General features: G+C 50.0%; 17 protein-coding genes. 8 read left to right on the top strand and 9 right to left on the bottom strand.

Going from position 1 to position 22,758, the window contains the following annotated elements:
* Positions 1 to 76 precede the first annotated feature (76 nt).
* Genes AC2D8L_RS15495 through AC2D8L_RS15485 form a run of 3 tightly spaced genes read right to left on the bottom strand, consistent with a single transcriptional unit; the run spans position 77 to position 3,713 of the window.
* Positions 77 to 1,807, bottom strand: a complete 1,731-nt coding sequence (locus AC2D8L_RS15495; protein ID WP_484686380.1) for a dipeptide ABC transporter ATP-binding protein — start codon at positions 1,805 to 1,807, stop codon at positions 77 to 79.
* Positions 1,807 to 2,736, bottom strand: coding sequence for an ABC transporter permease (locus AC2D8L_RS15490; RefSeq protein WP_484686379.1), 930 nt, complete (start codon positions 2,734 to 2,736; stop codon positions 1,807 to 1,809). The genes AC2D8L_RS15495 and AC2D8L_RS15490 overlap by 1 nt, the downstream gene beginning before the upstream one ends.
* Positions 2,736 to 3,713: an ABC transporter permease gene (locus tag AC2D8L_RS15485; RefSeq protein WP_484686378.1), complete on the bottom strand. Its 978-nt coding sequence runs from the start codon at positions 3,711 to 3,713 to the stop codon at positions 2,736 to 2,738. The genes AC2D8L_RS15490 and AC2D8L_RS15485 overlap by 1 nt, the downstream gene beginning before the upstream one ends.
* A 260-nt stretch (positions 3,714 to 3,973) precedes the next feature.
* On the opposite strand from AC2D8L_RS15485, the gene AC2D8L_RS15480 reads away from it, so the two are divergent.
* The 6 genes from AC2D8L_RS15480 (at position 3,974) to AC2D8L_RS15455 (ending at position 11,686) form a co-directional block, all read left to right on the top strand.
* Positions 3,974 to 5,557, top strand: a complete 1,584-nt coding sequence (locus tag AC2D8L_RS15480; protein WP_484686377.1) for an ABC transporter substrate-binding protein — start codon at positions 3,974 to 3,976, stop codon at positions 5,555 to 5,557.
* 362 nt (positions 5,558 to 5,919) lie between these two features.
* A complete protein-coding gene (locus AC2D8L_RS15475) occupies positions 5,920 to 6,849 on the top strand; it encodes an ABC transporter permease (protein ID WP_484686376.1) in 930 nt (309 codons plus the stop codon).
* On the top strand, positions 6,846 to 8,033 hold the full coding sequence (locus AC2D8L_RS15470) for an ABC transporter permease (protein WP_484686375.1): 1,188 nt from the start codon (positions 6,846 to 6,848) through the stop codon (positions 8,031 to 8,033). Before AC2D8L_RS15475 ends, AC2D8L_RS15470 begins: the two co-directional genes overlap by 4 nt.
* A complete protein-coding gene (locus AC2D8L_RS15465) occupies positions 8,030 to 9,040 on the top strand; it encodes an ABC transporter ATP-binding protein (RefSeq protein WP_484686374.1) in 1,011 nt (336 codons plus the stop codon). Before AC2D8L_RS15470 ends, AC2D8L_RS15465 begins: the two co-directional genes overlap by 4 nt.
* Complete coding sequence (locus AC2D8L_RS15460) at positions 9,037 to 10,017, top strand: ABC transporter ATP-binding protein (protein ID WP_484686373.1); 981 nt, start codon at positions 9,037 to 9,039, stop codon at positions 10,015 to 10,017. The genes AC2D8L_RS15465 and AC2D8L_RS15460 overlap by 4 nt, the downstream gene beginning before the upstream one ends.
* Positions 10,018 to 10,105: 88 nt before the next feature.
* Entirely contained in the window at positions 10,106 to 11,686 is a 1,581-nt protein-coding gene (locus AC2D8L_RS15455; protein ID WP_484686372.1) for a peptide ABC transporter substrate-binding protein, read from the top strand.
* A 62-nt stretch (positions 11,687 to 11,748) separates the two neighbouring features.
* On the opposite strand, the gene recQ is transcribed toward AC2D8L_RS15455, so the two are convergent.
* Positions 11,749 to 13,569, bottom strand: coding sequence for a DNA helicase RecQ (gene recQ, locus AC2D8L_RS15450; RefSeq protein ID WP_484686371.1), 1,821 nt, complete (start codon positions 13,567 to 13,569; stop codon positions 11,749 to 11,751).
* Positions 13,570 to 13,762: 193 nt separating this feature from the next.
* On the opposite strand from recQ, the gene AC2D8L_RS15445 reads away from it, so the two are divergent.
* On the top strand, positions 13,763 to 14,164 hold the full coding sequence (locus AC2D8L_RS15445) for a hypothetical protein (protein WP_484686370.1): 402 nt from the start codon (positions 13,763 to 13,765) through the stop codon (positions 14,162 to 14,164).
* Positions 14,165 to 14,233: 69 nt separating this feature from the next.
* Complete coding sequence (gene hrpB / locus AC2D8L_RS15440; RefSeq protein ID WP_484686369.1) at positions 14,234 to 16,705, top strand: ATP-dependent helicase HrpB; 2,472 nt, start codon at positions 14,234 to 14,236, stop codon at positions 16,703 to 16,705.
* A 30-nt stretch (positions 16,706 to 16,735) separates the two neighbouring features.
* On the opposite strand, the gene AC2D8L_RS15435 is transcribed toward hrpB, so the two are convergent.
* From AC2D8L_RS15435 to AC2D8L_RS15415, 5 genes are all read right to left on the bottom strand, one after another.
* Positions 16,736 to 17,749, bottom strand: a complete 1,014-nt coding sequence (locus AC2D8L_RS15435) for an Ldh family oxidoreductase (RefSeq protein WP_484686368.1) — start codon at positions 17,747 to 17,749, stop codon at positions 16,736 to 16,738.
* Positions 17,750 to 18,006: 257 nt separating this feature from the next.
* Entirely contained in the window at positions 18,007 to 18,891 is an 885-nt protein-coding gene (gene purU, locus AC2D8L_RS15430) for a formyltetrahydrofolate deformylase (RefSeq protein WP_484686412.1), read from the bottom strand.
* A gap of 48 nt (positions 18,892 to 18,939) precedes the next feature.
* Positions 18,940 to 19,521, bottom strand: a complete 582-nt coding sequence (locus AC2D8L_RS15425) for a sarcosine oxidase subunit gamma (protein WP_484686367.1) — start codon at positions 19,519 to 19,521, stop codon at positions 18,940 to 18,942.
* Positions 19,514 to 22,471, bottom strand: a complete 2,958-nt coding sequence (locus tag AC2D8L_RS15420; RefSeq protein ID WP_484686366.1) for a sarcosine oxidase subunit alpha family protein — start codon at positions 22,469 to 22,471, stop codon at positions 19,514 to 19,516. Before AC2D8L_RS15420 ends, AC2D8L_RS15425 begins: the two co-directional genes overlap by 8 nt.
* Positions 22,468 to 22,755, bottom strand: coding sequence for a sarcosine oxidase subunit delta (locus AC2D8L_RS15415; RefSeq protein ID WP_484686365.1), 288 nt, complete (start codon positions 22,753 to 22,755; stop codon positions 22,468 to 22,470). Before AC2D8L_RS15415 ends, AC2D8L_RS15420 begins: the two co-directional genes overlap by 4 nt.
* Between the last annotated feature and the right edge of the window lie 3 nt (positions 22,756 to 22,758).

Raw genomic sequence — 22,758 nt, 5'->3', positions numbered from 1 at the left:
GCAGCAGGGGCATATCTAAGCCAAGGCAATGCAGCTATTGATACAGATGCTGAGTGGAAAGAGTTCTAGGGCGCAGTTAAGCCGGAGAAAGCAGATCCAACGAAGGTGTATCTGCAAGCAGCTGGCGGCTATAGTCCGCCGTGGGGTGCGCAAAAAAGGTCTCCGCCTCTGCGCACTCCACAATCTTCCCATTTTTAAGCACCGCAACTCGATCAGACATTTGCCGGATGACCGCCAAATTGTGGCTGATGAACAGGATCGACAGGCCAAGCTTTTGCTGCAGATCTTTCAGCAGGTTAAGAATTTGAGCCTGAATGGACACATCGAGCGCTGAAGTTGGTTCATCACAAATCAAGAATTTCGGATGAGAAACCAACGCACGTGCAACGGCAATGCGCTGACGTTGCCCGCCAGAAAATTGGTGGGGATAGCGCAGCATGGCCCGTTGTGGCATTTCAACCAACTCTAACACTGACGCGACGATCTTTTTGACTTCTTCATCATCCTTCGCCAAGCCATAAAACTTAATCGGATCGCCTATCAGATCTGCAACCAAGCGGCGGTTGTTGAGCGATGAATATGGATCTTGAAACACCATCTGAATTTCACGTCGGGAATAGTGCTTTCTTGGCCGGGAGGAACCAAGCGGCAAGTCATTTCCTTCAAATGAAATGGTCCCATCGGTTGGCGTCACCAAGCCAACAATGGACTTCGCTAAGGTCGATTTCCCTGAACCACTCTCACCAATTATGCCGAGCACTTCTCCGCGCCGAACTTCAAGCGAGACGTCATCGAGCGCTTGAAACCCCGGACCGCTGCCAAAGCCAAATGCACGACGCGCATTAAACACGACATCAAGATCACGGACCGCAAGAATATCATCACTTTCAGCCTTGTCGGCATTTTCACCGGCCAACAACCATTCGCTAGCAAACTCAGCAGACGCGCCAGGCACACTCCAGTCATAACCGTCTTGATCTTCATCATCGCTCATAATGTTGGTAAAGCGATCAAGACGTTTGCCAAGCCGTGGAACAGCGGCCATCAATGCCTTGGTATATTCATGCTCAGGCTTGCTGAGCACCTTTTGGGTGGGGCCATTTTCCATCAATTTGCCATGGCGCAATACAGTTACATTGTCTGTAATTTCAGCAATTACACCAATGTCGTGGGTAATGAGAATAATGCCAACACCGCGTTTCTTCGCCAAATCTTTAATCAGTTGAAGCACTTGTTTTTGAATCGCAACATCAAGCGCAGTCGTTGGCTCATCGGCAATGATAACTTCAGGATTGGTACAAAGCGCCAAAGCAATCACCACCCGTTGTCGCATACCGCCGGAGAACTGATGAGGATATTCACCCATACGAGATTCAGCGTTTTCCAAACCGGTCTCAACCAACAAGTCAAGTGCCTGCTTACGTGCTTCTTCGTAATCGACATCAGAGTGCTGGCGGATCGTTTCCACCATCTGGTCTTCAATCGTTAGCAGTGGATTGAGCGAGGTTTGAGGGTCCTGAAAAATCATGGAAATCTCGGCACCACGTAGCTTATGATATGCCGCGTTATCGAGCTGACTTAGGTCTTTACCGTTCAATTTCACATCGCCATTGGCGATATAGCCGGGAGAAGACAGAAGCCCAATAATCGCCGCCCCAAGCGTTGACTTACCCGCCCCAGATTCGCCGACTAGCCCATGAATTTCGCCCGGCTCAAGCGTTAAACTCACCCCATCAAGGGCGGTGAAAATGCCAAATCGTGTCGGATATTCAACCCGCAAGTTGGAGACGTCTAAAAGTGCTGTCATTATCTCAATCTCGGGTTAAAAACGTCGCGCAAGAAATCGCCCAATATGTTCACGGCGATAATCATGATAATCAGCGTCATGGACGGGAACAAAACGATCCACCATTCGCCTGAGAATATATATTCAGTTCCAATGCGGATGAGTGTGCCAAGCGAGGGCTGATTTGGCGGCACACCGACCCCCAAAAACGACAATGTCGCTTCCAGCAAAATGGCTACGGCCAGATCGATCGTACCAATAACCAGCAATGGCCCCGTTATGTTGGGCAGCACAGAAACCAACATAATACGGGCGGGGTGGAAGCCCATAATCTCATCAGCCTGCACATATTCTTTGTTCCGCTCAACCAACGTGGAGGCACGCGCCGCACGGGCAAAGTTCACCCACAGCGAGAGGCCAATCGCCACCACCAAAACAACGGGCAGCAACTGATCGTGCTGCTCACGAGGCAGCACCCCACGGGCGATGCCATCAACCAGAAGCGCAGTCAAAATTGCAGGCAAAGAAAGTTGAACATCAGCGATGCGCATGATGATCGCATCAAATCGACCACCAACATATCCCGCCACCAAACCGAGACCGGTGCCTAACACCGCTGCAAACAAAACCGCCGATAGCCCGACAAGCAATGACAGTCTTGTTCCATACATGATGGACGACAATAGATCGCGCCCTTGATCATCGGTACCAATGAAGAACTGAGGTTCCCCACCTTCACTAAAGGCAGGTGGCAAGAAACTATCAAGGATCGAAAAGGTCGACAAATCGAATGGATTGGTAGGTGCCAATAGTGGCGCAAACAATGCCGCAAACACCGACAAGAACGCCACCAGTGCTGCGATTTGCGCCAAAGGATTGCGCAAGAACAAATAGACGAATTCGTTTTCGACCGAGAGGCGTTTCATGCTTGTTGTGAACTGTTTTAACATTACGCCGCCTCCGACTTAATCCGCAGACGCGGATCGATAATGAAGTAGGAGATATCAACCAGTAGATTAATGATCACAAAGATCAACGCAATGATCACCAGATAAACCGACATGACCGGCACATCGACAAACTTAATACTATCCAAAAATAATAGTCCCATGCCCGGCCACTGAAATACGCTTTCCGTCACAATGGAAAAGGCAATCACGCCGCCAAATTGCAAACCGATAATAGTAATCACCGGCACCATCGAGTTCCGCAGCGCATGTTTATAGTGTACTGAGCGGTAATCAATACCGCGTGCAACGGCAAACTTAATGAAGTCCGTATTCATCACATTTTGCATTTCAGAACGCACCAAGCGCATAGTCAGGGTGAGCTGATAAATGCCCAATGTCAGCGCAGGCAATATCAAAGATTTCCAGCCGCCCGGCGACAAAATGTTTGATCGCCACCAACCAATATCCACCGTTTGCCCTCGGCCAAAAGTTGGCAACCATCCGAGATGCACACCAAATACATAAATTAGGAAAATGCCGATAACGAATGTCGGGATTGAAATACCGATAAGCGTTGTCATCAAGATGACATTAGCCGCCACAGTATCATTCTTTAGCGCTGTATAAATGCCTGCCGGAATACCCACGATTAGCGAAATCAGCAATGAAATGAACCCAAGTTCAATCGTTGCGGGCATCCGCGCCAAGATCATTTCACCAATCGGCTGGCGTGTACGATAGGAAAATCCAAAATCCCCACTCGCAAGGTTTCCAAGAAATCGCCAATATTGCACCAACGGGGAATCGTTTAGCCCAAGCTCCTGTCGCAGCCTTTCCTGATCTTCGATAGAGGTCTCCTGCCCCACCATCACCGCAATGGGATCACCCACATAACGAAAGATGGCAAACGCAATAAGGCTAACCGCCAGCATGACAAAGATGGATTGGACGAGGCGACGAAGGATGAAACTAAACATGGCACTCGCGATCTTGAAAAGATTTTTTCTTATTCTGGCAGTCTTCAACACCTTTGACCAGTTTGTCAAAACGACTGACTTCACGTTTTCCGATAACGTTTTTGTGATTAATGCAAAGGCGTGTTCGTTAGACTTTGGTTGCACTTGTTCCTAATCTTATGGAGAGATCAACAAGTGGGTGCTGAAGCAGGGTTCGCGAATTTGCCGCCCCAGCAAAGAAACAAACGACATCCCACGCGTTCACAAGGGAGATATTATCCGTGAAACCATTTGAAAAATTACGCCACGGCGCAGCGCTTGCAGTTGTTGCAATGTGCCTAAGCGCAGGTGCAGCATCCGCTGAAACCTTTAACTGGGCCGGCACAACAGACCCACAAACAATGGATCCGCACGCTGCTAACTCGGCGCCTGTACTAGGGTTTCTAAACAATGTTTATGAAGGTCTTGTACGCCGGAATAAAGGCATGAAAATTGAACCCGCATTGGCACAAAGCTGGGAACAGCTTGGCGACAATGGTTGGCGTTTCAACCTGCGCAAAGATGTGACATTCCACGATGGTGCTGCATTTACCGCAGAGGACGTGTTGTTCTCTTATCAGCGTGCGTCGTCTGAAGAATCAGACGTTCGTTCTTGGTTTGCGCCAATTTCTGACGTTGTCGTTCAGGATGATTACACGATCGACTTCCTGACCAACGCGCCAAACCCATTGTTCCCAGATTCTATTGCCAACTTCATGATCATGGACAAAGGTTGGGCTGAAGCAAATGGCAGTGAGCGCCCTGCTCGCGATGCTGAAAATGCCGCAACACGCGCGGTCAACGGTACCGGTGCCTTTACACTGGCTTCCCGCGACCCAGGTGTAAAAACAGTTTTGACCCCGTTTGCAAATTGGTGGGATGAGCTGGAAAGCAACATCACAACAGCCACATTCACCCCAATTGGCGAAGCATCAACCGGAATGGCAGCTTTGCTATCTGGCGAAATTGACTTCATTGCGCCAATTCCATTGCAAGATGTGCCGCGGCTGAAAGAACGTGAAGGCTTTACAGTTCATGAGGGCGTTGAAGCTCGCGTGATCATGTTTGGCTTCGCCCATGAGGCAGACACACTTAAATACTCAGACGAAACTAGCGACAAAAACCCGTTCCATGATGTACGAGTACGCCAAGCAGTCTATCAAGCCATCGACGTTGATGCATTAACGAGCAAAGTTATGCGTGGCACTGCCGAGTCAGTGTCCCAACTCGTGTCAAAAGAAATGCATGGTTATTCAGAAAGCCTAGCCGCTCGTTTGGACTTCGACCCAGAAGGCGCTAAAGCATTGTTAGCTGAAGCTGGATACCCAAATGGTTTCTCATTCGGCATGATGTGTCCAAATGATCGTTACATCAACGATGAATCCATTTGCCGCGCAGCAGCAGCCATGTTGGCCAAAATCGGCGTAAACGCGAAACTGACATCCATGCCAGTGCGAAACTACTGGCCAGAGCTACGTGAAGACAATTTCGACATGTATCTTCTAGGTTGGTCACCAGGCACGTTTGACGCTGAGCACCCAATCCGCTTCCTTGCTTCAACGCCAAATACTGAAAAGAAACTCGGTTCTTGGAACTTTGGTGGTTATTCAAACGCTCGCGTTGATGAGCTTCTGCCCCAAATCCAAACAGAGTTGGACGAAGGCAAACGCCAAGCGATGGTCGATGAAGTCACCAAAACCCTTCAAGATGAAGTTGCTTACGTACCAATGTATGTGCAGCCACTCATCTGGGCGACAAAAGACAATATCGCATTGACGCAACGTACGGATAACTTCTTCATCCTGCGTTGGGTAACAGTAAACTAATCAAACAAACTGAGCCGCGGGGAGTTTTTCCTCGCGGCTTATCTCTTTCTGCCCTCCTCCAAAATCCTGCAACTCATACCCAAACCGCCAAACGGCGTTACTATTTTGCCGTCGCCCTTCCCCTCTTTACTCTATCCACTGATTTGTACTCGCCTTGTTGATCTCTAAGTCACAAAGCCCTTGCTGCTGGTTGACGGGGATTGGCCGCAATTCTCCTTGAGAAAATCGCAAACACAAAAATTATACTTCTATAAAAAAAACTTTACCAACCCACACTTTGATGCAAACTTGTTTGTACGGCAAAGGCCACCCTCGCGGCGAACCCGGCCAAAATTGTCCTGCGAACACAAGGAAATGACGTAATGCTGGCATATCTAGCCAAACGCATTGGAATGATGATCATCACTTTGTTCTTGATCATCACGCTAACGTTCTTCCTTATGCATGCCATTCCAGGCGGACCATTCACATCAGAGAAGATGCTGGCGCCTGAAATCGAGGCTGCCTTAAATGCCAAATTTGGCTTGAATGATCCAATTTGGGTTCAATATTTGAACTATCTAAAAGGCATTCTCACATTCGACCTTGGTCCGTCTTTTAAGTATCCGGGCGTTCGTGTGAATGACCTCATCATGGATGGTCTTCCAGTTACCGCAAAAACTGGATTTCTTGCGCTATTATGCGTTGCTGCACTTGGAATTCCCCTGGGCGTTTTGGCTGCGTTGAACCAGAACAAGTGGCAAGACACCGCTGTTATGCTGTTCGCCACAGTCGGCGTCGCAATCCCTTCCTACGTCGTCGCAACCGTCGCTCTTTACATATTTGCACTAAAGCTCAATTTGGTCCCAACATTCGGACTGGACGACTGGCGCGGCTATATATTGCCGGTCGCTGCGCTGTCCGGGTTTTGGCTTTCATTCATTGCCCGCCTTTCACGCTCAAGCCTTCTCGAAGTCCTGGGACAAGACTATATGGTCACGGCCAAAGCAAAAGGACTGCACCCACTTACGGTGCTGTTTAAGCATGGCCTTCGAAACGCGCTCATTCCAATTGTTACTGTTCTTGGGCCGGTGGTCGCAAACTTGTTGACCGGCTCTTTCGTCATCGAACAAATTTTTGCGCTGCCCGGCATCGGTCGACATTTCGTTCTTTCAATATCCAACCGGGACTACACAACAATCATGGGCATTACGATCTTTTACGCTGCCTTTTTGATGGTCATGATTTTGATCGTCGACATGCTCTATATGCTGCTTGATCCGCGCATTAAACTTGCGGGGAAATCACGATGAGTTCCCCAACAAAAAACGTTTCGGCCGACAAGTGGGCACCGGCAAAAATCTCAACAGACCAAGCCGAATACATCGCCGCCCCGAGCCTTACATATTGGCAAGATGTACGGTCGCGACTTTGGAAAAACCGCCCCGCGATGTTTGGTCTAACCTTCATCATCTTGCTCATCAGCGCAGCCATTTTCGGCCCGATGTTGTCGCGACACACCTATTTTGAACAAGATCTAAAACTATCCAACATCCCGCCCATATTGGAACTTTACGAGGTCGGTGCGGATACAGAAGAGCCGACCTACTTCTTCCTTAATAGTGGAAACTTCAAACTCTATGCGACTGACGAGCATGGTGTTCTAAAGTCAATTCTACGTGCCAAACGCAAAGACCTGATCAAGAAGCGGCACATTTATCAGTTTGGCGAAGACCGCGTCTATGTCGACTATAGCCAACTGCCAGCACGCATTCTTGACGCGGATGAAAACCAAATTGAAAAGTTTGGAACGCGGTGGAACCAGACCTACTGGTTTGGCACAGACAGCCTCGGACGCGATGTGCTTGTGCGCCAATTGTACGGTGCCCGCATTTCGCTAACAGTTGCCTTCATCGCGACATTAGTGAACTTTTTTATCGGCATTTTTTATGGCGGCATATCCGGCTATTTCGGCGGCAATGTCGACAATGTTATGATGCGCATTGTGGAAGTTATCGCGACAATTCCCCTGACGCTCTACGTCATCCTGATGATGGTTGTTTTACAGTCTGGCTTCATCTCCATCATTGTAGCCATCGGCACGGTGTTTTGGGTCGATATGGCCCGTATTGTGCGTGGTCAAATGTTGACCCTTAAAAACCAAGATTATGTCGACGCAGCCAAAACAATGGGTGCCGGCACTTGGCGTATTCTAACGCGACACTTGCTGCCCAACACAATTGGCCCAATTTTGGTCACCCTAACGCTACTCATTCCAAGCGCCATTTTCATTGAAAGTTTTATGAGTTTCATCGGACTTGGCGTTAGTGTCCCAATGGCCAGTTGGGGCACGCTGACCAGCGAAGCTGTGGAAACATTGCGCGCCTACCCATATCAATTGTTCTTCCCCGCCGCTGCCATCAGCATGACCATGTTCGCCTTCAACTTTTTGGGAGATGGTCTGCGTGATGCGCTTGATCCGAGGTTGCGCACATGAGCATTCAGCCCCTATTGGAAGTCAAAGACCTTACAACCAGCTTCTTCACCTCACGCGGCGAAGTACAGGCTGTACGTGGCGTCGACTTCAAAGTTTTTCCCGGTGAAATTCTGGGCATTGTTGGCGAAAGCGGCTCCGGCAAATCCATCACCTGCATGTCGATCCTTCGTTTGCTTAAAAACAACGGCCGAGTGATAAAAGGGTCTGCGAATTTTGAGGGCCAAAATCTATTGGACCTTGTCGAGCCTGACATGCGCAAGCTTCGCGGCAACGACATTGCGATGATCTTCCAAGATCCGATGACCAGCCTCAACCCAACGCTGACAGTTGGTGAACAGATCATCGAAACCATAATCACCCACAAAAATTCCTCCCGGAAAGCGGCGCGGCAACGGGTAATTGAACTTTTTGAATTGGTCAAAATACCTGAGGCCGCGTCGCGCCTTAATTCCTACCCGCATGAGTTTTCTGGCGGCATGCGCCAACGGGTCATGATCGCGATGGCGTTAAGCTGCGACCCAAAGCTGCTAGTCGCTGACGAACCAACGACGGCGTTGGACGTAACCATTCAACGTCAAATTCTATTGTTGCTGAAGGAAATCCAATCTCGATTAGGCATGGCGATTATTTTGATTACCCATGACCTTGGCGTGATTGCGGAAGCGGCAGACCGCTTGCTCGTTATGTATGGCGGCATGGTGATGGAAACCGGCAATGCAGACACAGTGTTTGCAAAACCTGAGCATCCATACACGCAAGGTCTGTTGACGAGCGTGCCCAAAGTAAACAACGCCAATCGACAAAAACTATTGCCCATTCCCGGCTCACCCCCGGACATGCTGCGGCCACCAACCGGATGTCCGTTTGCGCCAAGATGTCAACACGCAATGGAGATCTGCGTTGATGAAGTGCCACCATCGTTTGAACTAGCGGGCGACCAAATCCATAAATCGCGATGCTGGTTACGTCACCCTGGGGCGCCGAAAGCAAAAGGGGAAACTACATGACTGAAACACCCCTTATTGAAATCCGAAATCTCAAAAAACACTTCAATGTCGGCGACGGATTTTTGGGCCGAAATCCCAAATATCTGAAAGCCGTTGACGGCGTTGACCTCATCATAAATCGTGGCGAGACATTGGGCTTGGTCGGCGAAAGCGGTTGTGGGAAAAGTACCCTCGCAAGAACCCTAATCAGGCTTTATGACCCAAGCTCAGGTGAAATTGCGTTTGACGGTGACGAGATTTCTGGTCTCGACCAGAAACAACTCATGCCATTTCGCAAGCGCATGCAGATGATCTTTCAAGATCCCTACGCGTCGTTAAACGGGCGAATGACTGTGCGCGACTTGATCGCCGAACCATTGGAAATTGCGCAAGTTGGCGACGACAACTCCCGGACAAAACGCGTCCACGAATTACTCGAAATTGTCGGGTTAAACAAGGACCATGCAAGTCGGTTCGCCCATGAGTTTTCCGGCGGTCAGCGCCAACGTATCGGCATTGCGCGGGCAATCGCCCTCAACCCAGAGCTTGTGATTTGCGACGAACCCATTTCAGCCCTTGATGTGTCCATTCAGGCCCAAGTTGTGAACATGCTCGAGGACCTGCAAAAGAAGTTTGGCCTAACATACTTATTTATCACCCACGATCTTTCGATGGTGCGGCACATTTCCGACCGTATCGGTGTGATGTATTTGGGTAAAATTGTCGAACTTGCTGACAATGATGAACTATACGAAAATCCAAAGCATCCCTACACGCGCGCGCTTCTTGCTTCCATTCCAATTGCTGATCCCGTTGAAGCCCGCAAGCGCGTCATGGAAGAAATGCAAGGCGAAATCCCAAGCCCAATCGATATGCCTTCAGGTTGTCGCTTCCGATCACGTTGTCCATTGGCGACCCCCAAATGCGCTGATGAAGAACCAAAATTGAACGAATTGACGAGTGGTCACTTTGCCGCCTGTCATTACGCAGAGCCGTGATCCAATCCGAGTTGGATCACATACAAACGGGGCACCCAACCTCGTAAAACAAAACGTCCAGCAAAAGCTGGACACAGGAGGAAACGCTATGAGAAAGCACATACTACCGCTTTTCGCTGCTGCAAGCTTGATGCTTGGCGGCGCGGCTTACGCCGAAACGTCCCTCACCTATGTGGTGAACAACGAGTCTGACAGCTTCGATCCGGGCACAACCAACGAAACATTTGCAGCCCCGATCATCGGCAACACATTCGAAGGCTTGGTCAAGCACGCCTCAAACGGTGCGGTCGTGCCTGCTTTAGCTGAAAGCTGGAACATCTCCGACGATGGTCTAACCTACACATTTAACCTTCGCCAAGACGCGAAATGGTCAGATGGCAAGCCGGTAACTGCAAGTGACTTTGTTTATGCTTGGAAGCGTGTTCTTACGCCAGCAAGCGGCGCGAAAAACACTGCCCTTTTGTACCACATTGATGGCGCCAAAGAGTTTTTCGAAGGGTCAGGAACTGATCCAAAGATCACAGCGACTGACGATCACACATTCACTTTTACCCTGCACCAACGTGTTCCATATATGATGCAGCTATTGCCTTACGCAACGTACTTCCCCGTGCGTCAGGACATTGTTGATGCAGACCCAGATGGCTGGACACGCAATGCCGAAACTTACATCGGCACCGGCGCATTCCGCGTCACCGAGTTCAATATCGGCGAAAGCGTCGTGTTCGAAAAGAACCCGAACTATTATGACGCCGATAGCGTTAGCTTGGATAAACTCACATTCCGTCTGATCGCGCAGCAATCAACTGCACTTGCGGCTATGGAATCTGGCGACGTTGACGGCATTGAATCTGTGCCAGCCTCTGAAATTCCCCGCCTATCAGTTGAAAGCGATGCTTTCTTGGTGATCCCATCACTGGGCACTACATATGCGTTCTTCAACCCTGCTGCAAAACCATTGGATGACGTTCGTGTTCGTAAAGCGCTTTCAATGGCGATTGACCGTGAAGAGATTGTTGAATTTGTTCTTCAGTCTGCAGACGTTCCTGCGGTTGCCCTTGTGCCATACGGTATGAATGTTGCAGGCCAGGACTTCCGCGACGCAGCCGGTGACTATGGTTTGGGCGAAGCCGCAAGAATGGAAGAAGCAAAAGCCTTGTTGGCTGAAGCTGGCTATCCAAACGGCGAAGGCTTCCCTGACACTGTATTTGCAACCTATGCTTCACCACCGATCCAAAAGCTACTCGAAGCTATCCAGCAAATGTGGAAAAAGAACCTCAATATCGATGTGACAATCGATGTGAGCGAATGGAAAGTTTACTATCCAGAAGTGCAAAAAGTTGAATATCAAATTGCACAAATGGGTTGGGGCGCTGACTATCCTCACCCAATGACTTTCTTGGATAACTTTGTATCTGATAGCCCAAACAACTTGGCCAAATGGGCTAATGCAGACTATGACGCTGCAATTGCAGCATCAAAATCAGCAAACGACCCTGCTGTTTCATTAGCAGAAATGGCAAAGGCTGAGGGCATCATAATGAACGATCACGTGATCCTGCCAATGTACCATCGCAATAGCTATATGATGATGGGCACGCATGTTGATGGCTTCTGGCGCTCAGTTCTTGGTGTGCCATATTTTAAAGATGTTACCATTTCAAAGTAATACCAATTCTAATTCAACAAATTAGGGCGCCCCACAGGGCGCCCTTTTCTGTTCGGTTTGCACTACGCTGCATCTTCATGTTGGGTTATGACATCCAACAAGGACTTCCCATAGCGCTTCAACTTTGCTTCACCGATACCACTAATGTCCAACATCGCATCCAGAGAGTTTGGTTTTTGCTGCGCTAGCTCAACCAGCGTCTTGTCTTGGAAGATAAAGTACGCGGGCACACTTTGATCTTTCGCAAGCGCGCCACGAGCGGCCTTAAGGCTTTCGTAAAGCGCTTGATCGGCCGGGTCGACAATAATTGGCGTTGAACCTTTGCGACCAACTTTAAGCCGCTCCGTTGTCACTGTCTTAACGTGGTGGCGCATGGGAAGCGCTGATCGTTCCTTCAAAAACTGGCGGCCCTTTGATGTGATCAGCAACCCACTATATCCTTCGCTGTTCGGCACCAAGAGATTGCCAGCAACAAGCTGCCTAAAGATGTTTTGCCATTCTTGTTTCGTCAAATCTTTGCCTATGCCATAGGTTGAAATCTGATCATGACCGAAATTGGTGATCCGATCATTCTCAGCGCCGACAAGCACCTCAATGAGATAAGACACACCAAATCGCTCACCTGTCCGATAAGCGCACGAAATCGCTTTTTGCGCCGGAATCGAGGCATCAAATGTCTCGGGTGGCTGCGCGCATGTATCGCAATAGTTGCAGGGCTCGCACGCATCATCAAAATAGTTGAGCAACACCTGACGGCGACAGGTTGCGGTCTCACATAGGCCCAGCAATGCACCAAGTTTTTGGTGCTGAATGCGTTTTTGCTCCATCGGCGCGTCGGATGCTTCAATCCATTGCCGCTGCATTGCAGCATCTTCCATGCCGTAAATCATAAACGCATTTGAAGGCAAACCATCGCGCCCTGCCCGACCGGTTTCCTGATAATAGGCCTCAATATTTTTCGGGATATTCATATGCACAACGAAACGAACATCTGGCTTGTCGATGCCCATCCCAAAGGCAATCGTCGCAACCATGATTATCTGCTCGCCCCGCAAAAAAGCCCTTTGATTTTCGGCCCGCACTTCGCTTGAAAGTCCCGCATGGTAGGGCCTCGCATTCACCCCCTGCTCGCATAACCAAGCGGCCATCTCATCGACTTTTTTGCGCGAAATACAATAAACGATGCCGCTGTCATTGGGATGTTTTTCTTGGATGAACTTCCAAACTTGCGGCTTGGGAGAATTGCGCAGCGCAATTGTGTAATGGATGTTGGGTCGGTCAAATCCACTGACAAATGTTCGGCCATCGCTCAGCGCAAGTCGCTCCACAATATCCTTGCGTGTTGGCGCGTCTGCCGTTGCCGTCAGTGCAATTCTTGGAACGTGGGGGAACAACTCAGCCAATAGGGACAAAGCCGCATAATCAGGCCGAAAATCGTGCCCCCATTGGGACACACAATGCGCCTCATCAATTGCAAAAAGCGCCAAGTTGCAATGCTCCAGCAAACCCAAAAACTCAGGCATAACCAAACGCTCTGGCGCGACATACAACATATCCAGCGTACCTTCGCGGATTTGTTTGCGTGTGGCGGCGAGTTCTTCCGGGCTCATCGATGAGTTTATCGCAGCAGCCTTGATGTTCATTTGTTCAAGCGCCATAATTTGATCGTGCATCAACGCGATCAAGGGCGAAACAACAATTGCCAAACCATCGCGACACATTGCCGGTATTTGATAGCAAAGGGACTTCCCACCCCCGGTTGGCATCAAAACAAATGCATCACCACCACCAATCACATGATCGATAATCTCGGCCTGCGATCCCCTAAAGGCATCATAACCATAAAAGTCATGCAATATTGAAAGTGGCGTTTTATTGGTCATGAACAATCGTCGTTAAGGAAAGCAAAGGATGCACAATGGATATTGCTGTTCGCCAAAACTGTCCACATCAATCAGCATGGCAATCCATAATCAACAAATGACGGCGCAAAACGCGAACGCGCAATTGTGATTGGGACGTGTGCTGGCTTTTTGCTAACGCTTTTACCAGACGCATCCTTCGAGGAAACTACTCATGAATATCAAAGCCATCATCCCAATTATCGTCGTCGGAGCGCTTTTTCTCATTCTTGAACGAATTGGGTTCGTCATCACGCTAGGTGCCCATCCATTTTGGGCGACGAAAGTCACCTATATCGGCATTGCAATCGGCACAGCAATTTCTATTGGCGCAATGTTCGTGGCGCAAAAACTTGGCACAAAATCAATCTTGCTACCCATCGTGCTTCTCGCGCTAACCGGCGTCATTGCGGCAGTTACTCTATTGTACGGCAAAGCCGAATTCGCAGCTTCTTACGCAGAGAGTGCTTTCGCTGGCCGGGTTTGGTATATCGGATTTATGGGACTAGTTGGCGGATTGTTCGCCACGCTTGTTGCGGCTTGGCAAAGTTTCATCACCTTTAAATCCACCTCGTAAATCAGTCGACTGTTCACCCACAAACAAACTATGCTTTGCAGGGGCGACTGTTTCGCATAAGTAGGACTTATGAAGAATGCGAGCGCGCCCCTACCCATCGACACAGTACTGCCCGAGCTCACCGATACGCTAAATCAAAACTCATTTGCAATTTTGGTCGCGGCTCCGGGGGCAGGTAAAACCACCCGCGTTCCCCTTGCGTTGCTCGACGCAAAATGGCGTGCAGATGGCCGCATCATCATGCTCGAACCGCGCCGCATAGCCGCCCGCGCCGCAGCACATCGAATGGCCAAGTTGCTCAATCAAAATGTCGGCGAAACCGTTGGTTATCGAGTTCGCTTCGACACCAAGATCAGCGCCAAAACACGCATTGAAGTGGTCACCGAAGGCGTCTTTTCACGCATGATCCTGAATGACCCCGAGCTCAATGGCGTCGCCGCGATCATTTTTGATGAGTTCCACGAACGAAGCCTTGATAGCGATCTAAGCCTTGCGCTGGCGCTAGACACTGCAATCATCAATCCCGATCTTCGCATCTTAATCATGTCAGCCACATTGGACAGTGGGCAAATGTCCAAAATACTGTCTGACGCGCCGGTTATTGTGAGTGAAGGGCGCGCCTTTCCCGTTGAAACCCGCTATGCGCCAGCTAAGCCAAATGCCCGATTTGACGAGCACCTTGTATCGACAGTTTTGACGGCACACGAAGAAGAGCACGGCTCATTATTAGTGTTTTTGCCCGGCCAAGCAGAAATCCATCGTACCGCCGAAAGGTTGTCCACGTTGGCGCCGAAGTCGACAGACATCGCTCCCCTATATGGCCGCCTAACGCCAGAACAGCAAGACTTAGCGATTTCGCCGTCGGCTGAAGGGAGACGCAAGATTGTGCTGGCCACGTCGATTGCACAAACTTCCCTAACCATCGAAGGCATAAGGATTGTTGTGGATAGTGGTTTAGCGCGGGTGCCTGTATTTGAACCCGCAACAGCCCTAACGCGGCTAGAAACTAGAAACATATCTCAAGCGGCAGCGACACAAAGGCAAGGCCGCGCGGGCCGAACCCAAGATGGTGTTTGTTATCGGCTTTGGAACAAGGGGCAAAATGCCGCCCGTCCAGAATTTGATACGCCTGAAATTTTGGCGGCAGATCTCACAGATCTCGCCCTAAGCCTGGCTGCATGGGGTGTCAGTGATCCAAAACAAATGCAATTTGTTGACCAACCGCCCGCTGCCAATTGGTCTGAAGCTGTGTCACTACTCAAGCAACTAGATGCCGTCGATGCAGACGGGCGGGTCACCCCACAGGGACACGCTCTCGCCGCTTTTCCTATTCACCCCAGGGTCGCCCACATGATTGTCAGCGCCAAAGAGCTTGACTGTGTGCCTCAAGCTGCAAACCTCGCGGCGCTAATGTCAGAACACGGGCTTGGCGGCAATGCTGTTGACCTAGAGACACGCTTACGCCAATTCCTCAGCGACAAATCACACAAGTCAAAAAACGCAAAAGACCTCGCAAAACGTTGGGCCAAGATGGCCGGAAATCCAAATTCTCAGCAGAGCCGAATCAGCATCGGACAATTATTAGCCTATGCCTATCCTGATCGCATCGCACAGGCGGCAGGTCGCCCCGGCCGTTTCCGCCTCGCAAACGGGCGCGTCGCAAATTTGCCCACAACCGATGCGCTCGCGGCGGAAAAATACTTGGTCGTGACCGATATTACTGGGCAAGCCGCAAATGGCCGCATTCGCGCCGCCGCTCGAATAGACATTGCAGAGATCGAAAACATATTCGCATCCCATATTGTTGAAGAAACACGCGTAGAATTTGACCCTACATCACGCAGCGTCCGGGCACGCAAGGTCCGCGCGATCAACCAACTGAATTTGGCCGATGCCCCAACAAAAATTACCGATTTTGAGGCCGCGTCTGCCGCGCTTTATGCCGGTGTGAAGGATTTGGGACTTCACGTTTTACCTTGGTCGAAACCACAATTGGCACTACGCGCCCGAGCCACATATTTGCACGAAACACTCGGCGAGCCGTGGCCGAACTTAAGTGACGCTGCCCTGCATAAACGCAGTGCGGAATGGCTGCAGCCCTATCTGTCCGGCGCAACGTCCATTTCACAAATTACCACGCAAATATTGGAAAATGCACTATCGGCGCTTTTGCCGTGGAATTTACGCGCTCAAATGGACGAGCTTTTGCCGTCCCACTTTCAAGCCCCAACGGGCTCACTATTTGTCATCAATTATGCCCATGAAACAGCGCCAGCAATTAAAGCCCGGGTGCAAGAACTGTTTGGCATATCCAAACATCCCACAATTGCCAACGGCAAAATTCCCCTGCTGATCGTGCTCTTGTCGCCCGCACAACGGCCAATTCAAACGACGCAAGACTTGCCCGGTTTTTGGCGCGGCTCTTGGGTGGATGTCGCTAAAGACTTGAAGGGGCGATATCCGCGCCACTATTGGCCAGATAATCCGGCCAATGCAAAAGCGACGACACGCGCCAAACCAAAAGGCAAACCCGCGCGATAAAGCTTCATCGGCTCAAGACGCGTACCGGAATTATCCGTTTAAAATCGCTCGGATTTTGTCTAGAATTGCAACATTAACATCAACGCCATCTTTTGCCGCTGCAACGCGTTTCGCTCCACGACCGTCTCCGGGCAAACGTGCCGAATCTTGACCATGAATGGCATCAACCAAATGCTGCATGCGTTCTGCAAATCCGCCATCCGAGGTCGCTGATGGATCAATCGCGATGAAGAACTGTCCAGTTTTTGGCGGCCCGCCAACCGTTCCAGAAAATGGGGTAGCGTGAATGCCAAGGCTCGCGCCGCTCATTGCAGCGGCCATCATCTCAACCAAAAGGGCAATGCCAACACCCTTATAACCACCCGAAGGTGCCATCGAGCCCTTTAGACCTTCAGCCGGGTCAGTTGTTGGCTCTCCATCTTTATCCAAAACCCAACCGAGGGGCACATCTTCGCCCTCGCGAGCACGTTTCATCACTTCGCTCTTCGCAATTGTGCTCGCGCTTTGGTCCACCATAATAAAAGCGCCACCTTCGTCGTCAGGCGCAGCGACGGAAAATGGGTTTGTGCCCACGACGGGCTTATTCCCACCAGACGGTGCGATTGAAGCTGGTGCATTGGTAAATCCAATACCCATCAGTCCTTGTTGCGCCAACCGAAGCGTATGATATCCCAACACGCCACAATTGTAGGAATTGTTGATCGCCAAAACGGCCACGCCTAGTTCCTTCGCTAACGGCACAAGCTTTCCAAACCCAATATCGATCGCTGAATGGGCAAACCCTGTAGCGGCATCAACTTTCACTACTGCCGGCTTGGGCGACGTTAGTGTGGGCGTTGCTTTTCCATCAACTTTTCCACACTGAACGTGCTCACAATATATCGGGATATAGGCTAATCCGTGCGAAGCAATACCGTCTGCTTCTGTCGCAGCCGTCGCAACTGCCAATGGTCGCGCGTTTTCTTCGCTCGTGCCAGCTAAGACCAGCGCTTTAAAGGCCAATTCTTCGATTTCGGCCAAAGACAGATTTTCTGTTTTAATCATTTACCTGCCCCATATCCGACCGAATTAACTTGAACTGAATTGTGAAGTGCTCGACCGATTATTCTTTGTTGTTTTTTTGCGCGCACGAAATTCCCTAAGCACTTACTTTTGAGTCTTAGCCATCAATATGCACTCACAGCTTAATTACAGTCAAAGTCAAACATATGAATCATATTTCAGAAAAATTGAAATATAATTTCGTCGCGCTTGCTGACTTTAGCGAGCACGTCGATCAAGAAACATCAGTCACAGCGGTGCTATCCCATACGTTCAGACGCATAACTGCCCGGACTTGCCGGGAAAACCACGGTTTTGTTGCCATTGATAAAAGCCCGATGATGAATGTGCGCGTGAATGGCGCGGGCCAATACTTGGCTTTCAACATCGCGACCCAGCGACACATAATCGCTCGCGGATTGGGCGTGAGTAACGGACACAATATCTTGCTCGATAATGGGTCCCTCATCCAAATCAGCGGTTACATAATGCGACGTTGCCCCAATCAGCTTCACCCCGCGCGCAAATGCTTGTTTATAAGGGTTTGCGCCCTTAAAGCTTGGCAAAAATGAGTGGTGAATATTGATAATCCGCCCCGACATTTTTTGACACATCTCATCGGACAGAACCTGCATATACCGCGCCAAAACAATCAGCTCCGCACCAGTTTCTTCAATAATGGCCATTTGCCGGGCTTCGGCATCAACCTTGTTTTCTTTAGTCACCTTAATCCGGTGAAAGGGAATGTCGTGGTTGACCACCACTTTTTGGTAATCATGGTGGTTCGAAATCACCCCAACAATATCAATCGGCAACGACCCGATCTGCCAACGATAAAGAATGTCGTTCAAACAATGGCCAAAGCGCGAGACCATGATGACGACTTTCATCTTTTCCTTTTCGTCATGAAACTTAAATTTCATGCCAAACTTCTCGGCGGTTTTTGAAAAACTTGCATTTAGCTGCGTTTCATCTTGTGCCACGTCCGCGACAAAACTCACGCGCATGAAAAAAAAGCCCGTTTCTACATCATCAAATTGAGAAGCATCGGTAATATTGAAATCATTATCCGCAAGAAAAGCAGATATTGCCGCCACAATGCCCTTACGGGTTTCACATTGAACGGTCAGCGCAAAGCTATTCATCATCTTAGTTCCTGATTGAAGGCACAGTCCAAGACTGCGATTAGTTGGTTAGGCGATGCTTTTCGCCATTGAAGTAATTGCATGGTAGAGCGATTGTGCAGAAGAACGCGGGCCCATAATTTCTATTGGTCTTTTACGGCCTTCACAAAGAACAAAACAGCCCAGATGCTCGATAACAGTTCTGGTCGCCAACCCCGCATCCAGTCGACGCAAATCCACATTGCAAAGACGTTCCATCAGCGCGTTACGCGTTTCTCCTTCTATGGAAAACACGCACCATCCATCTGTTTGCTCGCTCACCGCAGCTTTCCCATCAGCCAAATGTACCAGTTTCGCCGCCAAGTCCATGTTCACATCATATGGCGCACGTAGCATCCATTGTCCTGGGCCCATCCAAAATGCAGAATGCTCATCAGATGTTGCAATTTGTTCCGTCGCTGGCAATTTCAAATCAAATTGATCAACCAGCACCTTTTCCAGCGCTGTTTCTGAACCGTCGAACGCAGCAAACGAAGCGAGCGCATAATCAGTTTTCTCTTCAATTCTGATCTGTCCAATTTGAACAGAAGCAACAACACCCGCTCCCAAAGGCGTTTTTGCTTGTAGTGGCATTCTAAATTGATCAGTCACGCAACCGCTCCCCATCCGGGTCCACAAAATGTGAACTCACAACCTTTGCGTTAAACGCTGTTCCTTCCAGTGGATTGACGACGCGCACAATTTCATCTTGTCGTTGATCGCCACCTCTAAGGAATGCTAGCCCAATTGAACTGCCAATATGGGGCGAATAGGCCGCAGAGCTTACCCAACCTTGGTCATTTTGTGCCGATGTTTCGCCTTCATCATTCATCAAATGCGCACCGGCCAGAATTTGCTTATCCGCATCAACTGGCACCAGCCCAACTTGTCGAAGGTCGCCTTCTTTTTGCATTGCATCACGCTCTGAAAGGATACGGCCAATACTGTCTTTCTTCGCCGAAACCATGCGCCCTAACCCCAGCATAGCCGCGGTGGTTTGCCCATTTAACTCATTGCCTGCCGCGTGGCCTTTTTCGATCCGCAACACACCCAAAGCCTCAGTGCCATATGGCATTACGTCAAATTCGTCACCAGCTTCCATCAATCGCCGCATCAACGCGTCGCCATATCGGGTTGGCACTGCAATTTCAAAGGCCAATTCGCCCGAAAACGAAATCCGGAAAAGCCTTGCCCGCAACCCACCGCAAACACTGATGTCTTTGCAGCCCATATAGGGAAAGCCCTCATTTGAGATGTCATGTTCGGGATCAACAATTTTGCGCAATAGATTGCGAGAGTTTGGACCAGCAACAGCAAATTGCGCCCAAGCTTCGGTTGTTGAAATCAGCTGAACATCAAGTTCTGGCCACAAACATTGCCGACAAAATTCCATGTGACGGAAAACAGGAACGGCGTTTGCAGTTGTTGTCGTTACCACAAAATGATCTTCACTTAGCCGCGCAGCAGTACCGTCATCCATCGCGAATCCATCTTCGCGCAGCATCAAGCCATATCGCACTTTCCCAACAGCGACCTTGGCGAATGGATTGCAATAAATGCGATTGAGAAATGTCGCCGCATCTGGCCCCTGCACATCAACTTTGCCAAGTGTGGTTACATCACAAACGCCAACCGATTTGCGCACGCCGAGCACTTCGCGATCAACCGATTGACGCCAATTGTTTTCGCCTGGCCGTACAAACCATTGTGCTCTGAGCCAATTGCCAACTTCGACAAATTCAGCGCAATTTTCTTCAGCCCACAAATGACTTGGTGTCAGCCGCGTTGGGCGAAAGTTCTTACCACGGGACCGGCCCGCAAGCGCACCCAATGAAACTGGCGTATATGGCGGGCGGAACATTGTCGTGCCAATTTCATGAATTGGACGGTCATCAAGTTCAGACAAGATTGCCATTGCGCCAAGATTAGCCGTTTTGCCTTGATCTGTGGCCATACCCAGCGTTGTGTAACGCTTCAGCAATTCAACCGACTTAAAGCCCTCTTGGTGGGCGAGCTTCACATCTTTAACGGTGACATCATTCTGCTGATCGAGCCACGCGCGGTTCAATGCACCATCAACATGCCAAAATGGATCAATCTGAACCCGTTCACCTTCTGCGTCCGGCAACTTCAATTCAGGCAGTTTCTTACCGAATTGCTCGAGCACGTCTTTGACCTGATCGACACCGCTTTGCATCACACGGCTTGTCGAAAACGCTCCCGCCGCTGCGCCCGCAACCTGCATACCAACCGGCAATTCACCACCCGGCACAAATGCCGCAATATCATCCTGCCATTTCGGTCTGCCGCGCTGATGACAGGTGAGATGTACGTTCGGGTTCCACCCCCCAGAAACAGCAACCGCGTCGCAATCTATGGTTTCAATTGAGCCATCGCTTTTACGGATTTTCACCGATTTGACGCCCAGGCGACCCGCACTATCAATAAGCTGTGCGCCAGCAATCAAGTTATAATCACCAAATTGCGGCGCATGGGCTCGTGGATCAACCACCGCGACAACGTCGACACCTTGATTGCGCAAATCGCGGGCGGTTTGGTGAGCGTCATCATGAGATGCAAAAACAACAACCCTTTTTCCCGGTGTTGCCGCCCATCGATTTATATAGGCCCGCATTGAACCCGCCATCATAATGCCGGGCCGATCATTATTGTTAAATGTGATCGGGCGTTCAGTTGCACCAGCGCACAAAAGCGCGCTTTTTGAATAAATCCGCCATACAGTTTGGCGCGGTTTACCGGCGGGGACAACCCCAACATGATCATGGTTGCGCTCAACTGCGCCATAGACACCGTGATCATACGTGCCAAATACAGTCGTGCGGGTCATCAAGCGAACATTAGGCAATGATTGAAGTTCGTCACTTGCGCTCGACGCCCAGTCAGAACCCAATTGATCTTTGAGCAAATGCTTGTCCGCAAGCAGCCGTCCACCCATTCGGAAATCTTCGTCACAAAGCACTACATCAAGACCTGCGCGTCCCGCGGCTAACGCCGCCGCAAGCCCCGATGGACCTGCGCCAATGATGAGCAAGTCGCAATGCAACGAGCCCTTGTCATACTGGTCTGGGTCTTCCAACATCGATAAATGGCCAAGTCCCGCAGCTTTACGAATGACCGGTTCATACAGCTTTTCCCAAAACGCCTTGGGCCACATAAATGTCTTGTAGTAAAAGCCTGCCGCCAAAAATGGCGACATAAAATCATTGATCGCCATTGGATCAAATTTTACGTTGAAACCACGATTTTGGCTCTCGGCTTCCAAGCCCTCAAACAGCTCAACTGTCGTGGCCCGGGTGTTGGGTTCGTTGAACGCTCCTTTGCGCAATTGAACCAACCCATTCGGCTCTTCAGACCCAGCGCTCCGCAATCCGCGTGGACGGTGATATTTAAAACTACGCCCCAGCAAGCGAACGCCATTTGCGGTTAGTGCTGAAGAAAGAGTATCACCGGGATGTCCCTGAAAGCTTTTGCCATCGAAACTGAAATTGATGGTATTCGAACGGTCAATCAATCCACCGCCTAGTCGGTTTACACCACTCATTTCGAACGCCCCCGCTCACGGGCGACATTTTTCGCCAATTCCACATTGGTTATTTCATGGGTCAGTGTGTTACGTGTCACCACCAACCACGAACGATCCCCCTGTTCGTGGAACCATAATTCTTGGTGTTCACCCGCAGGATTAGTGCGCTGATAAAGATATTCATAGAAGCTGCTTTGCACATCTTCATTCATGCCATCAGGGCGATCAATCAAGCTCGCATCACCAAGATAGACAAATTCCTGTGCGTCTCGCGGGCCAAGTAGTGGATGCTGAATAATCATATT

It is taken from the genome of Maritalea sp. YIW29 (assembly GCF_057219265.1).
The sequence above is the reverse complement of the archived record's forward strand: the minus strand, read 5'-3'. Positions and strand labels throughout refer to the sequence as shown.

Excerpts from the sequence above, each read along its gene's own strand:
- AC2D8L_RS15475 (WP_484686376.1), top strand. The coding sequence starts at position 5,920 with ATGCTGGCATATCTAGCCAAACGCATTGGAATGATGATCATCACTTTG.
- AC2D8L_RS15470 (WP_484686375.1), top strand. The coding sequence starts at position 6,846 with ATGAGTTCCCCAACAAAAAACGTTTCGGCCGACAAGTGGGCACCGGCA.
- AC2D8L_RS15455 (WP_484686372.1), top strand. The coding sequence starts at position 10,106 with ATGAGAAAGCACATACTACCGCTTTTCGCTGCTGCAAGCTTGATGCTT.
- AC2D8L_RS15495 (WP_484686380.1), bottom strand. The coding sequence starts at position 1,807 with ATGACAGCACTTTTAGACGTCTCCAACTTGCGGGTTGAATATCCGACA.
- AC2D8L_RS15435 (WP_484686368.1), bottom strand. The coding sequence starts at position 17,749 with ATGATTAAAACAGAAAATCTGTCTTTGGCCGAAATCGAAGAATTGGCC.
- AC2D8L_RS15415 (WP_484686365.1), bottom strand. The coding sequence starts at position 22,755 with ATGATTATTCAGCATCCACTACTTGGCCCGCGAGACGCACAGGAATTT.
- AC2D8L_RS15485 (WP_484686378.1), bottom strand. The coding sequence starts at position 3,713 with ATGTTTAGTTTCATCCTTCGTCGCCTCGTCCAATCCATCTTTGTCATG.
- AC2D8L_RS15445 (WP_484686370.1), top strand. The coding sequence starts at position 13,763 with ATGAATATCAAAGCCATCATCCCAATTATCGTCGTCGGAGCGCTTTTT.
- purU (WP_484686412.1), bottom strand. The coding sequence starts at position 18,891 with ATGAATAGCTTTGCGCTGACCGTTCAATGTGAAACCCGTAAGGGCATT.
- AC2D8L_RS15465 (WP_484686374.1), top strand. The coding sequence starts at position 8,030 with ATGAGCATTCAGCCCCTATTGGAAGTCAAAGACCTTACAACCAGCTTC.
- AC2D8L_RS15460 (WP_484686373.1), top strand. The coding sequence starts at position 9,037 with ATGACTGAAACACCCCTTATTGAAATCCGAAATCTCAAAAAACACTTC.
- AC2D8L_RS15420 (WP_484686366.1), bottom strand. The coding sequence starts at position 22,471 with ATGAGTGGTGTAAACCGACTAGGCGGTGGATTGATTGACCGTTCGAAT.
- hrpB (WP_484686369.1), top strand. The coding sequence starts at position 14,234 with ATGAAGAATGCGAGCGCGCCCCTACCCATCGACACAGTACTGCCCGAG.
- AC2D8L_RS15490 (WP_484686379.1), bottom strand. The coding sequence starts at position 2,736 with ATGTTAAAACAGTTCACAACAAGCATGAAACGCCTCTCGGTCGAAAAC.
- recQ (WP_484686371.1), bottom strand. The coding sequence starts at position 13,569 with ATGACCAATAAAACGCCACTTTCAATATTGCATGACTTTTATGGTTAT.